Genomic DNA, 13,060 nt, shown 5'->3' on the forward strand with positions numbered 1-13,060 from the left:
AAAGTGTTCAGCTGGCAGGTTAAGCCATGACCTGCCAGCTTCCCCCTTTCCTTGCCCCAAGGCGTTTTAATTTACCTTTTGTTTGCAAAGAACGAAGATAACGTTCCGCGGTGCGGGAAGTCACGCCCAATACAGAGGCCAACATCACCGCAGTCATTTGCGGTTGAACGGTAAGCAATTCAAGGATAGTGTGTTCCTTTTCCGACAATTCTTCCGACATTTTTTCCGACATGGCGGATGTCATATCGATGCCTTCCCGCAAAGCTTCGGCCAAATTTTGCAACATAAACGCCACGAATGCCGTGCAGTCACTGGCCCGATCGCATTGTCCTAAAATCTGATAATAGCGCGCTTGCTGGAAGTGAATGAGTGTTTCAACGGGCAGCCATGCAAGTTCTGCACGCCACTGGCTTAAGATCAACGTTTGCCACAGCCGCCCCATGCGGCCATTTCCATCCGAAAAGGGATGAATAAATTCAAACTCGTAGTGAAATACCGAACTGGCAATCAGCGGGTGAAGATCGGTTTGCTTAAGCCAGGAAAGAAGATCGTCGATAAGGCGGTTCATCTGTGAGGCTGGCGGAGCCATGTGGACTAACTGGTTTCCACGGTACACCCCTACGTCCCCATTTCTGAGCTTTCCGGGATGATCGACCAGACCCATCATTAATAATCGGTGTGCACTGAGTAAGTCGTTGAGCTTCCAGGGCTTCCATTCGGGCAGTTTCTCATATGCCAGGATAGCATTGCGTACTTCCTGAATATCTTTTTCAGGTGCAAGCACGCGTTTGCCATCCATGATTGCCGTCACCTGCCCTGTCGTCAGCGAGTTGTGCTCAATGGCTAGCGATGCCTGAATAGTTCGAATACGGTTCTCTTTACGCAGGAGTGGCGAAGTTCTGCCTGAATGTGCCGCCCAATGCCCCAATAGTTCACCAATCTCAACCACCTGATTGAGGATAAAGGGTGTGATGGTGAAGGGAGGCTGATAGCGGCTCATTTGGCTTACTCCCCCTGCTGCTCCAGCGCATATTTATACAGCGCATTTTTCTTCACGCCGTGGATCTCCGCCGCCAGCGCCGCTGCTTTTTTCAGGGGGAGTTCAGCCTGTAGCAAAGCCAGCGTACGCAGCGCATCGGCAGGCAGAGCGTCTTCCTGCGCTTTGTGGCCTTCAACAATCAGCACCATTTCGCCCTTGCGGCGGTTTTCATCCTCTTTCACCCACGCCAGCAGTTCGCCAATCGGCGCACCGTGAATAGTTTCCCACGTTTTGGTCAGCTCGCGCGCCAGCACCACATAGCGGGCTTCGCCCCAGACGGTCACCATATCTTCCAGGCTTTCCAGCAGACGGTGGGTTGATTCGTAGAAGATCAACGTACGCGGTTCAGCTTCCAGATCCTTTAACACATCGCGACGGCCTTTGGATTTAGCAGGCAGGAAGCCTTCGTAGCAGAAACGATCGGACGGCAGACCCGCAGCGCTTAACGCCGCAATCGCCGCGCACGGCCCCGGCAGCGGCACAACGCGGATGCCTGCTTCCCGGCAGGTGCGTACCAGATGGTAGCCCGGATCGTTGATCAGCGGCGTTCCCGCATCGGAGACCAGCGCGATGTTCTGCCCTTCTTTAAGCTTCGCCACCAGCGTTTCGGCTTTTTGTTGCTCATTGTGATCGTGCAGGGCAAACAAACGGGCGTTGATGGCAAAGTGTTGTAGCAGTAAACCGGTATGACGGGTGTCTTCAGCCGCAATTAAATCAACAGCTTGCAATACGGTGAGCGCACGTTGGGTAATATCAGACAAATTCCCGATAGGAGTAGGTACAATATAAAGCTGGCCTTGAGAATTATCTGCCGTTTCGTGTTGTTTCATTGTTTCGTCCGTATTGCCGATTTAATATTGAGCATTGCGTAAAAAAATCACTGGATACAGTATGGTACCGTTAACGTTTCTTCGAAAAAAAGCCGCGCACAGCGTGCCCCTCCTGCTGGCAGCCCTGATCTTTACCGGCTGCGGCACCCAGGCACCTGACCAGAGCACTGCTCATATGCAGGGATCCGCTCAGGCTGATTCTGGCTTTTATCTGCAACAAATGTCGCAGAGTACAAATGATACCAGGATCAACTGGCAATTACTCGCCATTCGTGCACTGCTGAAAGAAGGGAAAAACCAGCAGGCCGCCGAGCTGTTCAGCCAGCTGCCGCAGGATCTTAACGACACTCAGCGCCATGAGCAGACGCTGCTGTCGGCAGAACTGAAGGTCGCGCAAAAAGATTACGACGGCGCGAAGAAGATCCTCGGCACCATCGATCTCAGCACGCTGGATAAAAACCAGCAGGCCCGTTTCTGGCAGGCCGGTATCACCGCTGAGCAGGGTCGCCCTTCCCTGACGCTACTCCGCGCGCTGATTGCCCAGGAGCCTCTGCTCGCGGGTGCGGACAAGCAAAAAAATATTGACGCAACCTGGCAGGCGCTCGCCTCCATGACCCAGGATCAGGCCAAGGCGCTGGTAATCAACGCCGATGAAAATGTCCTGCAAGGCTGGCTGGATCTGCAACAGATGTGGTTCAACAACCGCAGCGATCCGAACATGCTGAAAGCCGGCATTACCGACTGGCAAAAGCGTTACCCGCAAAACCCGGGAGCGAAAATGCTGCCAACGCAGCTGGTGAACGTGCAAAACTTTAAGCCCGCCTCCACCAGCAAAATTGCCCTGCTGCTGCCGTTAAACGGTCAGGCTGCGGTGTTTGGTCGCGCCATTCAGCAAGGTTTTGAAGCCGCGAAAAACGGCACCACCGCCGTCAGCGGCAGCGCGGTTCCGGCGCAGGCTGCACAGGCGGCGAATGTGAATGACGTTGTCAGCCCGTCCGCCGCCGAAACCAGCGACCTGACCACCGCGCAAACCCCTGCGCAGGGCACCATGCAGAATCCGGTTACTGCCCCAACGACGCAGCCTGCTACCCCAGCGCCTGCGGCAACACAGGCCCCGGCTGAAACACCGGCGCCCGCGACGGCAGAACAACCTCAGCCGCAAACCGCGCAGCCGGAACAGCAGCCAGCAGCCCAGCCGCAGGCTGTGGTCACCACCAGCGCTAACCCTGGTGCAGAGTTGAAAATCTACGACACCAGCGCCCAGCCGCTTGACCAGGTGCTGGCGCAGGTTCAGCAGGACGGGGCCAGCATCGTTGTCGGCCCGCTGTTGAAAAACAACGTGGAAGCGCTGATGAAGAGCAACACCACGCTGAACGTGCTGGCGCTTAACCAGCCTGAGCAGGTTCAGAACCGCGCCAATATCTGTTACTTCGCCCTCTCTCCGGAGGATGAAGCCCGCGATGCGGCCCGCCATATTCACGAGCAGGGCAAGCAGGCGCCGCTGCTGCTGATCCCACGCAGCACGCTGGGCGATCGCGTTGCCAACGCGTTTGCGCAAGAGTGGCAGACCCTTGGCGGTGGCGTGGTGTTGCAGCAGAAATTTGGCTCAGCTTCCGAACTGAGAGCGGGCGTGAACGGCGGGGCAGGTATTGCCCTCAACGGTAGCCCGGTATCCGCCAGCCTGCCGCAGCAGCAGAGCGTCACCATCGGCGGTCTGACGATCCCGGCGCCACCTACCGACGCGCAAATCAGCGGCGGCGGTAAAGTGGATTCGGCATACATCGTCGCTACCCCGGAAGAGATCGCCTTTATCAAACCGATGATCGCCATGCGTAACGGCAGCCAGAGCGGCGCAACGCTCTACGCCAGCTCACGCAGCGCACAGGGTACCGCAGGCCCGGATTTCCGTCTGGAAATGGAAGGACTGCAATACAGCGAGATCCCCATGCTGGCAGGCAGCAACCCGCAGTTGATGCAGCAGGCGCTGGACGCGGTGCGCAATGACTATTCCCTGGCGCGTCTGTACGCGATGGGCGTCGATGCCTGGGCGCTGGCAAACCACTTCACCCAGATGCGTCAGGTACCGGGCTTCGAGCTTAACGGGAATACCGGCGATCTGACCGCCGATCAGGATTGTGTGATTAACAGGAAGTTATCATGGCTCAAATACCAGCAGGGGCAGATTGTCCCGGCCAGTTAAGCCGTAAACAGACCGGCGACGCGTGGGAGTTAAAGGCGCGTCGCTGGCTTGAAGGCAAAGGACTGCGCTTTGTCGCCGCCAACGTTCGCGGGCGCGGCGGCGAGATTGACCTGATCATGAAAGACGGTCAGACCATCGTGTTTGTTGAAGTTCGCTTCCGACAGTCGTCCCGTTTTGGCGGTGCTGCCGCCAGCGTGACGCTCGCCAAACAACAAAAATTATTACAGACTGCCCACTTGTGGCTTGCCCGCCATAATGGGAGTTTTGATACTGTGGATTGCCGTTTCGATGTGGTAGCCTTCACCGGAAATGCGATCGACTGGCTTAAAAACGCGTTTGGCGAAGACGCATAAATAAGATTTTAAAGGGATACCGTGCTCGAACGAATTAAAGTGTGCTTCACAGAAAGCATTCAAACGCAGATTGCCGCGGCGGAAGCCCTTCCGGACGCGATCTCGCGTGCAGCGATGACGCTGGTTCAGTCGCTGCTCAACGGCAACAAAATCCTCTGTTGTGGCAATGGCACGTCCGCCGCCAACGCACAGCATTTTGCTGCCAGCATGATCAATCGCTTCGAAACCGAGCGCCCGAGTTTACCTGCCATTGCACTAAACACCGATAACGTGGTCTTAACTGCGATTGCCAACGATCGTCTGCATGACGAAATCTACGCCAAGCAGGTGCGCGCCTTAGGCCATGCCGGAGACGTGCTGCTGGCGATCTCCACGCGCGGTAACAGCCGGGATATCGTTAAAGCGGTTGAAGCGGCAGTGACCCGGGATATGACGATTGTCGCCCTGACCGGTTACGACGGCGGTGAGCTGGCTGGCCTGCTGGGGCCGCAGGATGTGGAGATCCGCATTCCTTCGCACCGTAGCGCCCGCATCCAGGAGATGCATATGCTCACGGTGAACTGCTTATGCGATCTGATCGATAACACGCTTTTCCCTCACCAGGATGATTAAGGAGTTCTCATGAAGGTTTTATCGGCCCTTGCAGTCGTGATGTCTGCATTACTGCTTCAGGGATGCATCGCTGCCGCTGTAGTCGGCACCGCAGCGGTCGGCACCAAAGCAGCGACCGATCCGCGCACCGTTGGGACGCAGGTGGATGACGGTACGCTTGAGCTGCGCGTAAACAGTGCGCTGTCGAAAGACGAGCAGATCAAGAAGGAAGCACGCATCAACGTGACGGCTTATCAGGGCAAAGTGCTGCTGGCAGGCCAGGCGCCAAATCCTGAACTCGCCTCGCGCGCCAAACAGATCGCGATGGGTGTGGAAGGCACGGCGGAAGTGTTTAACGAGATCCGCCAGGGCCAGCCGATTGGTCTCGGCACCGCGTCATCTGATACCTGGATCACCACCAAAGTGCGTTCCCAGCTGCTGGGTACCGACCAGGTGAAATCCTCAAACGTGAAAGTGACCACGGAGAACGGCGAAGTGTTCCTGCTGGGTCTGGTGACGGAACGTGAAGGGAAAGCGGCGGCGGATATCGCCAGCCGGGTGAGCGGCGTGAAACACGTCACCACCGCCTTTACTTACATTAAGTAATTACCACCTGACTACAGGCCCGGTAAGCGCTAGCGCCACCGGGCTTTTTTTCACACAAGCGCCATACTCCCCACAATCACTCCGCTCAACGCCACCAGCCCCGCAGTCAGCCACAGCGCTTTCGCCGGGAATGACTTACGCAGCATGATAAGCGACGGCAGGCTCACCGCCGGCAGCGTGATGAGCAGCGCCAGCGCCGGTGCGGTCCCCATACCAGCCATCATCATGGTCTGAATAATCGGGATCTCCGCCGCGGTTGGGATCACGAACAGGCACCCGGCCACCGCCATCGCAATCACCCACATCAGCGTGTTGTCGATAGCGCCATCCGCATGCGGGAACAGCCAGACGCGCGCCGCCCCCAGCACCAGTACGGCCAGGATATAGACCGGAATGGTGCTCCAGAAAAGCTGCCACAGCGCTTTGCCCCAGCGAGCAAAGAAATTGCCCTGCGGCTCGCTGACGTCCAGCTCAACGGAGGCAGGCCCGGCCTCGTTGTCTTTCACCAGGTGCTGCACCAGCGTAGCGACAAGCACCACCGTCAGCAGGCCAGCCGCCAGACGGATAAACGCGAAATGCCAGCCGAGAACGAAGCCCATAAACACCAGCGTTGCCGGGTTCAGCAGGGGGTTACCCATCCAGAAGGCAAGCGCGCCGCCCATCGACACGCGCTGTCGGCGCATACCCGCCGCCACCGGTGCGGCGCAGCAGGAGCACATCATGCCCGGCAGGGAGAAAATCGTCCCCAGCAGCGTGCCCTGCAAGCGCGGCTGTCCCAGGGTTTTCACCAGCCAGTTACGCGGGATAAGTACCTGAATCAGCGAGCCCAGCAATACGCCCAATACCGCCGCTTTCCAGACGGCAAGAAAATAGACCATGGCGTAATCCCACGCCGCGCGTAGCGGGCTGGAATCGGCCTGCGCGAGAATCGATTTACCGATGCTGTGGGTGTCGGCGGCGGTGAAGGCTTTACCGTAGTACGGCTGCCATTTCACATACCAGAGGCCAATGATGACCACGAGAAAGAAGAGTGCGGGCTTCCACCACTGAACAGGTGTTGCCGCCTGAGATGAAGACTGACCAGTCATACCATTCCCCGGAAGGTGTTATTTAATAAGCCGGGGAAGTTTACGCCTCGCCCTGCGCGATTTCACGCAGTTTTGCCGAAGGGATAATATTAACCCCCTCCTGCGACGGAGCCAGCGCCTCTTTTAGCATCGCCAGCGCGACATCCCGCGCCTCGATGGACTTCCAGTTACCCGGCAGAATGCGAAACAGCGGAGCGAAAATAGACTCGTTAAAACGACATTCGTCACGGTGCCCCATCAGCATGGAAGGCCGCGCGATGGTCAGGCGCTCCCATTTCTGCGCGATTAACGCCTCTTCCATTTTGCCCTTCACCTGGTTGTAAAAAAACGGCGAGCCTGCGTTCGCGCCGTGCGCGCTGACCACCAGGAAATGTTTTGCGCCCAGCTTTTTCGCCGTCAGGGCGGTATCCACCACCAGCGTGTAATCCGCATGGACAAAGGCTTCTTTACTGCCCGCTTCCCGTCGGGTGGTGCCAAGGCAGCAAAAGGCGATATCAATAGGATCCTGCACCTGCGCCAGCGCGTCGGTGAGCTGTGGATCGTGCGGGTTATGGACGCCGGTGATATCCAACAGCGGGCGACGCGTCGGGGCGGCGATATAATTGATATGCCGATCCTGGATCAGCAGCCGCAGCAGATGTCCACCCACCAGCCCGGTTGCGCCGGTAATCAGTACCTGACTCATCTTATCCCCTTTACAGAATTGTCCGTTTGCGTTCTGGGCCTGCTCTACCACACTTAAAAGTCTGTTACCGGTAAGTATTTACCACAAACGGGAAAAAAACAGTCTGAAGCGAAAACAACGGAGGAAGCATGGGTAAAAAAATCGCAGTCTTGATTACCGACGAGTTTGAAGATTCAGAATTTACGTCGCCAGCAGAGGCATTCCGCAAGGCGGGCCACGAGGTGGTCACCATCGAGAAAGAAGCGGGTAAAACCGTGAAGGGCCATAAGGGCGAAGCCAGCGTGACCATTGACGAATCCATTGATAACGTCAGCCCGTCGGATTTCGACGCCCTGCTGTTACCGGGCGGTCATTCACCGGATTCCCTGCGCGGAGACGAGCGTTTCGTCACCTTTACCCGTGACTTCGTCGGCACCGGTAAACCGGTATTTGCCATTTGCCACGGTCCGCAGCTGCTGATCAGCGCCGAGGTGGTACGCGGGCGTAAGCTCACCGCGGTGAAGCCGATCGTTATCGATCTGAAAAACGCGGGAGCCGAGTTCTACGATCAGGAAGTGGTGAACGATAACGATCAGCTGATCACCAGCCGTACACCGGACGATCTGCCAGCGTTTAACCGTGAAGCGCTACGCCTGCTCGGCGCGTAACCAGTGCAGCTTCTTGCCAAAGCCCAGGGTGTTGTCGGTAAATTTCAGCTCATCAAGGCGGATTTCCCACACCGGGGCTTTTAGCGCCGCGGCCACCGGGAAGCGGCGCGTATAGCGTTTACGTTGCGCGTCGCTCTCCTCACCTTCCAGGCGACGAATTTCGCCTTTAAACTGGACCCCGCGGATCAGCGCAACGGTTTTAGGCTGACCGTTTACCGTGCCCGCCACTTTTGCCCGCTGACCCGTCATCTGCGCATGCCGCGTTTTATCTTCGCTCATCACGTAAAAGGCTACTCGCTCGGGATCGTAGTAATAAAAGGCATTTGCGCACCACATCTCCTCGTCTTTACAGACGCACCAGGTCACGACATGCTGCTTTGCCAGCCAGCGGTTAATGGCGGCCAGTGTTTCCATTTTCGCTCTCTCTCATGCTATGGTGCGTTCACCTTAACATACTGAATCTGTTTACCGTGTGCTGGTTTCTCTATCTTGTCCGAACCGCTGATAACGCACTCTACACCGGGATCACTACCGATGTGGCACGGCGTTTTTTACAACATCAAACGGGGAAAGGGGCGAAGGCGCTGCGGGGGAAAGGTGAACTTCAGTTAGCGTTTTCAGCCGCCGTGGGCGACAGATCCCTGGCGCTCAGGCTGGAATACCGCATCAAGCAGCTGACGAAGCGCCAGAAAGAGCGTCTCGTCAACGGGGACGGCTCTTTCGAGGCGCTACGCGAAAGCCTGCTTAAAAACGATTGAAATGATCGTGGTACTCCACCAGACCGGTAACGCCGTCGAGCGCATCATCCGCCAGAGGATGCACCAGGAAAGATGTTTCCGTGCCCGGCCAGTGGCAGCGCAGATCGTATCTGGACGCTGGCTTAAAACCTAAACGTTCGTAGAACGCCGGATCGCCCAGAACGACGACAGCGGCATAGCCAAATTCATTCAGTGAATCCAGCCCTTCATAGACCAGCTGGCGCGCCAGGCCCTGGCCACGGTAGTTTTCATCCACAGCCAGCGGCGCCATGCCGACCCACTGTAACTCTTCACCCTGCACAATCACCGGGCTGAAGGCCACGTAGCCGACCACCTGCCCTTCATCGTCGGTGGCAACCAGGCCCAGCGTAATCAGGCCATCTTCGCGAAGATCGTGAACCAGTTGGGCTTCGGCGTCGCCTGCAAAAGAGCGGCGTAACAACGCATCGATACCCGGCGCATCAATCCCAATTTCGACTCGAATCAGCATGGCTCACCTACTGAAGTGTGTTTACTGTCCGGCGGGGTTTTTAGCCCGGCCTCAACGAAATCTGCCATTTGCATCAACATCATACGCAGCGCTTTCGGCATCTGCTCCAGCTCAATGGCATCCATTAAATTTTTGACGTACAGACCGAGCTCCGTGTCGCCTTCAATCACCAGACGACGCTGGAAGAAGAGGGTGTCCGGATCCTGTTTGCGCGCGGCGATCATCAGCAGATCGCTGGCATCCGCGCTAAAGCTGACATCCGCCTCGGCGGTTTCACGGACGATCAGCCGATCGCTCTCAACGGAAGTAAACCAGCGCAACCCGATATCGCGCACTTCAATCTTTAACCAGCGGCCTTCCAGAAACTCCAGCTCACCGTCCTGTAGCGCCTGGCGGAACTGCCAGCTCAGTACCTGTTCCAGCACCTGGCGTTTAAGCGCGAACGGCGCCAGTTTTACCGGCACGCTCAGCATTGATGGACCAAATTGTACGAGACGTGAACGCAGTTTATCCAGCACGAGCTTTACTCCCTGATAGCTATAGTCCTGCTATTTTGCCATATCCCGACAAGAAGATAGCGGCGTAAATCAACAAACCGTTGTCCGGTATACCTCATTATTGGTGCCATCAATACGCCATTAGCTGCCTTAAATCAAAAATTGTCGCGTATGGGTTAATTAAAATCCCAGCTCGTTAACATTTTTTACGATCCCTGCGATCGACAACATCGGGATAAATTATGGAGCTGCTCTGCCCTGCCGGAAACCTTCCGGCGCTTAAGGCGGCCATCGAAAATGGGGCCGATGCGGTCTATATCGGGCTGAAAGATGATACCAACGCCCGCCATTTTGCGGGTCTTAACTTTACGGAGAAAAAGCTTCAGGAAGCCGTTAACTTCGTTCACCAGCACCGGCGCAAACTGCACATCGCCATCAATACCTTTGCCCATCCTGATGGCTATGCCCGCTGGCAGCGCGCCGTGGATATGGCGGCCCAGCTGGGCGCAGATGCGCTGATCCTGGCTGACCTCGCCATGCTTGAGTATGCGGCAGAACGTTATCCGCATATTGAGCGCCACGTCTCTGTTCAGGCATCGGCCACCAATGAAGAGGCCGTGCGTTTTTATCATCGACACTTTGACGTAGCCCGCGTGGTGCTGCCGCGCGTGCTCTCTATTCATCAGGTTAAGCAACTGGCGCGCGTCACGCCAGTGCCGCTGGAGGTTTTTGCCTTCGGCAGCCTGTGCATCATGGCCGAAGGCCGCTGCTATCTTTCTTCCTATCTCACCGGGGAATCGCCAAATACCGTCGGCGCCTGCTCGCCTGCCCGCTTCGTTCGCTGGCAGCAAACACCGCAGGGACTGGAGTCACGCCTGAATGACGTGTTAATTGACCGCTATCAGGACGGTGAAAACGCGGGGTATCCGACACTGTGTAAGGGCCGCTATCTGGTGGACGGCGAGCGCTACCACGCGCTGGAGGAGCCCACCAGCCTCAACACGCTGGAATTGCTGCCGGAACTGCTGGCCGCCAATATTGCCTCGGTGAAAATCGAAGGCCGCCAGCGCAGCCCGGCCTACGTGAGCCAGGTGGCGAAGGTGTGGCGTCAGGCCATCGACCGCTGCATGGCGGACCCGCAAAACTATGCTCCACAAGCGGCCTGGATGGAGACGCTCGGCGCGATGTCTGAAGGCACCCAAACTACGCTCGGCGCGTACCACCGTAAATGGCAGTGAGATAATGATGAAATATTCATTAGGGCCGGTGCTTTACTACTGGCCAAAAGAGACGCTGGAAGATTTTTACCAGCAGGCGGCTAACAGCAGCGCCGATGTGATTTACCTCGGCGAAGCGGTGTGCAGCAAGCGCCGCGCCACCAAAGTGGGCGACTGGCTGGATATGGCGAAAAACCTGGCCGGCAGCGGCAAGCAGGTGGTGCTCTCGACGCTGGCGCTGGTACAGGCGTCCTCTGAACTGGGCGAGCTGAAGCGCTACGTCGAAAACGGTGAGTTCCTTCTGGAGGCGAGCGACCTGGGCGTGGTAAACCTGTGCGCCGAGCGTAAGCTACCCTTTGTCGCCGGACATGCCCTCAACTGCTATAACGCCGTAACCCTGCGCCTGCTGCTCAAACAGGGGATGACCCGCTGGTGCATGCCGGTTGAGCTCTCCCGCGACTGGCTGGCCAACCTGCTCACACAGTGCGAAGAGCTGGGCATTCGCAACAAGTTTGAAGTGGAGGTTCTGAGCTACGGCCATCTGCCGCTGGCCTACTCTGCCCGCTGCTTCACCGCACGTTCCGAAGATCGCCCGAAAGACGAGTGCGAAACCTGCTGCATTAAGTACCCGAACGGCCGCAGTATGCTGTCGCAGGAGAACCAGCAGGTGTTTGTCCTCAACGGCATTCAGACCATGAGCGGTTACGTCTATAACCTCGGCAACGAACTGGCGTCAATGCACGGGCTGGTGGATATGGTGCGTCTTTCGCCGCTTGATACCGGCGTTTTCGCGATGCTGGACGCCTTCCGCGCCAACGAAAACGGCGCCTCACCGCTGCCGTTGACCGCAAACAGCGACTGCAACGGTTACTGGAGACGTCTCGCCGGGCTGGAATTGCAGGCGTAAAAAAGGCTCACTTTGTTAACAACGGTTATCATTTTTTAATGCAGTATTAAAGATTGACCGTCGACAAAGTGAGCTGTTATGACTGACAAAACCATTCCGTTTTCGGTGCTGGATCTGGCGCCGATCCCACAAGGCTCCTCGGCCAGAGAAGCCTTCACGCACTCTCTCGATCTTGCTCAGCTTGCCGAAAAGCGCGGCTATCACCGCTACTGGCTGGCGGAGCACCACAATATGGTGGGCATCGCCAGCGCCGCCACCTCGGTGCTGATTGGCTATCTGGCGGCGAATACCACCACTCTGCACCTGGGCTCCGGCGGTGTGATGCTGCCGAACCACGCCCCGCTGGTGATTGCCGAGCAGTTCGGGACGCTGAATACCCTTTATCCGGGCCGTATTGATCTAGGGCTTGGCCGCGCGCCGGGCAGCGACCAGCCGACCATGCGCGCCCTGCGTCGCCATATGAGCGGCGATATCGATAACTTCCCACGCGATGTAGCCGAGCTGGTGGACTGGTTTGACGCGCGGGATCCGAACCCACACGTGCGACCTGTGCCGGGGTACGGGGAAAAGATCCCGGTATGGCTGTTAGGCTCAAGCCTGTACAGCGCACAGCTCGCCGCTCAGCTGGGGCTGCCGTTCGCGTTCGCTTCCCACTTCGCACCGGATATGCTGCATCAGGCACTGCATCTTTATCGTACGCACTTCAAACCGTCTGAACGTCTGGAGAAGCCGTATGCGATGGTGTGTATCAATATCATTGCCGCCGACAGCAACCGCGACGCGGAATTCCTGTTTACCTCTATGCAGCAGGCGTTTGTGAAGCTGCGTCGCGGTGAGACGGGCCAGCTTCCACCGCCGGTAGAGAATATGCACCAGCTGTGGTCAGCCTCCGAGCAGTATGGCGTGCAGCAGGCTCTGAGTATGTCGCTGGTGGGTGATAAGGCGAAAGTGCGTCACGGGCTGGAGGCGGTGCTGCGTGAAACGCAGGCGGATGAGATTATGGTTAACGGCCAGATTTTCGATCACCAGGCGCGTCTGCATTCGTTTGATTTAGCGATGCAGGTGAAAGAGGAGTTGGTGGGGTAGTTTTTTGCTTTGCCCGGTGGCGCTTCGCTTACCGGGCCTACGGGATCGCGTAGGCCGGATAAGGCG

At 57.3% G+C, this 13,060-nt stretch carries 16 protein-coding genes; 9 read left to right on the forward strand and 7 right to left on the reverse strand.

Features of this window, described 5'->3' with window-relative positions:
- Positions 1-19 precede the first annotated feature (19 nt).
- Positions 20-1,000, reverse strand: a complete 981-nt coding sequence (locus SK50_RS21730; protein ID WP_017693927.1) for a Fic family protein — start codon at positions 998-1,000, stop codon at positions 20-22.
- 5 nt (positions 1,001-1,005) lie between these two features.
- The gene (gene rsmI / locus SK50_RS21735) at positions 1,006-1,869 is read right to left on the reverse strand and encodes a 16S rRNA (cytidine(1402)-2'-O)-methyltransferase (RefSeq protein WP_017693926.1); all 864 of its coding nucleotides are present in this window, start codon (positions 1,867-1,869) and stop codon (positions 1,006-1,008) included.
- Between the two features lie 61 nt (positions 1,870-1,930).
- On the opposite strand from rsmI, the gene SK50_RS21740 reads away from it, so the two are divergent.
- Genes SK50_RS21740 through dolP form a run of 4 tightly spaced genes read left to right on the forward strand, consistent with a single transcriptional unit; the run spans position 1,931 to position 5,619 of the window.
- Entirely contained in the window at positions 1,931-4,069 is a 2,139-nt protein-coding gene (locus tag SK50_RS21740) for a penicillin-binding protein activator (protein WP_045344041.1), read from the forward strand.
- Positions 4,027-4,422 carry a YraN family protein gene (locus SK50_RS21745; RefSeq protein ID WP_017382447.1) on the forward strand — a complete coding sequence of 132 codons (396 nt, stop codon included), beginning with the start codon at positions 4,027-4,029 and terminating at the stop codon, positions 4,420-4,422. Before SK50_RS21740 ends, SK50_RS21745 begins: the two co-directional genes overlap by 43 nt.
- Positions 4,423-4,443: 21 nt before the next feature.
- On the forward strand, positions 4,444-5,034 hold the full coding sequence (diaA, locus tag SK50_RS21750) for a DnaA initiator-associating protein DiaA (protein ID WP_003861754.1): 591 nt from the start codon (positions 4,444-4,446) through the stop codon (positions 5,032-5,034).
- A gap of 9 nt (positions 5,035-5,043) precedes the next feature.
- The gene (gene dolP, locus SK50_RS21755) at positions 5,044-5,619 is read left to right on the forward strand and encodes a division/outer membrane stress-associated lipid-binding lipoprotein (RefSeq protein ID WP_006812102.1); all 576 of its coding nucleotides are present in this window, start codon (positions 5,044-5,046) and stop codon (positions 5,617-5,619) included.
- 50 nt (positions 5,620-5,669) lie between these two features.
- Here dolP and SK50_RS21760 read toward each other — a convergent pair whose 3' ends face one another.
- Complete coding sequence (locus SK50_RS21760; protein WP_017693924.1) at positions 5,670-6,707, reverse strand: permease; 1,038 nt, start codon at positions 6,705-6,707, stop codon at positions 5,670-5,672.
- Positions 6,708-6,747: 40 nt separating this feature from the next.
- Entirely contained in the window at positions 6,748-7,392 is a 645-nt protein-coding gene (locus SK50_RS21765) for an NAD(P)H-binding protein (RefSeq protein WP_048229926.1), read from the reverse strand.
- 128 nt (positions 7,393-7,520) lie between these two features.
- On the opposite strand from SK50_RS21765, the gene SK50_RS21770 reads away from it, so the two are divergent.
- Positions 7,521-8,039, forward strand: a complete 519-nt coding sequence (locus SK50_RS21770; RefSeq protein WP_015571965.1) for a type 1 glutamine amidotransferase domain-containing protein — start codon at positions 7,521-7,523, stop codon at positions 8,037-8,039.
- Here the strand turns inward: SK50_RS21770 and SK50_RS21775 are convergent.
- Positions 8,019-8,453, reverse strand: a complete 435-nt coding sequence (locus SK50_RS21775) for a YhbP family protein (RefSeq protein ID WP_015571966.1) — start codon at positions 8,451-8,453, stop codon at positions 8,019-8,021. The two genes, SK50_RS21770 and SK50_RS21775, sit on opposite strands and share 21 nt — an antisense overlap.
- Positions 8,454-8,467: 14 nt before the next feature.
- On the opposite strand from SK50_RS21775, the gene SK50_RS21780 reads away from it, so the two are divergent.
- Positions 8,468-8,797: a GIY-YIG nuclease family protein gene (locus SK50_RS21780; RefSeq protein WP_003861768.1), complete on the forward strand. Its 330-nt coding sequence runs from the start codon at positions 8,468-8,470 to the stop codon at positions 8,795-8,797.
- Here SK50_RS21780 and SK50_RS21785 read toward each other — a convergent pair.
- A complete protein-coding gene (locus SK50_RS21785) occupies positions 8,784-9,287 on the reverse strand; it encodes a GNAT family N-acetyltransferase (protein ID WP_015571968.1) in 504 nt (167 codons plus the stop codon). The genes SK50_RS21780 and SK50_RS21785 overlap by 14 nt on opposite strands.
- The gene (locus SK50_RS21790) at positions 9,281-9,805 is read right to left on the reverse strand and encodes a ubiquinone anaerobic biosynthesis accessory factor UbiT (protein ID WP_017693922.1); all 525 of its coding nucleotides are present in this window, start codon (positions 9,803-9,805) and stop codon (positions 9,281-9,283) included. Before SK50_RS21790 ends, SK50_RS21785 begins: the two co-directional genes overlap by 7 nt.
- 221 nt (positions 9,806-10,026) lie before the next feature.
- Between SK50_RS21790 and SK50_RS21795 the strand changes: the two genes are divergently transcribed.
- The 3 genes from SK50_RS21795 (at position 10,027) to SK50_RS21805 (ending at position 12,994) form a co-directional block, all read left to right on the forward strand.
- Positions 10,027-11,022: a ubiquinone anaerobic biosynthesis protein UbiU gene (locus tag SK50_RS21795; protein ID WP_003861773.1), complete on the forward strand. Its 996-nt coding sequence runs from the start codon at positions 10,027-10,029 to the stop codon at positions 11,020-11,022.
- Positions 11,023-11,029: 7 nt separating this feature from the next.
- Positions 11,030-11,908 (forward strand): U32 family peptidase, encoded by an 879-nt coding sequence (locus SK50_RS21800; protein ID WP_023295495.1) that lies wholly within the window; start codon positions 11,030-11,032, stop codon positions 11,906-11,908.
- 78 nt (positions 11,909-11,986) lie between these two features.
- A complete protein-coding gene (locus tag SK50_RS21805) occupies positions 11,987-12,994 on the forward strand; it encodes a luciferase-like monooxygenase (RefSeq protein ID WP_006812112.1) in 1,008 nt (335 codons plus the stop codon).
- Positions 12,995-13,060 lie beyond the last annotated feature (66 nt).

Origin of the sequence: Enterobacter sp. BWH64 (assembly GCF_001037645.1) — a bacterium.
GTDB classification, from domain to species: domain Bacteria; phylum Pseudomonadota; class Gammaproteobacteria; order Enterobacterales; family Enterobacteriaceae; genus Enterobacter; species Enterobacter hormaechei_C.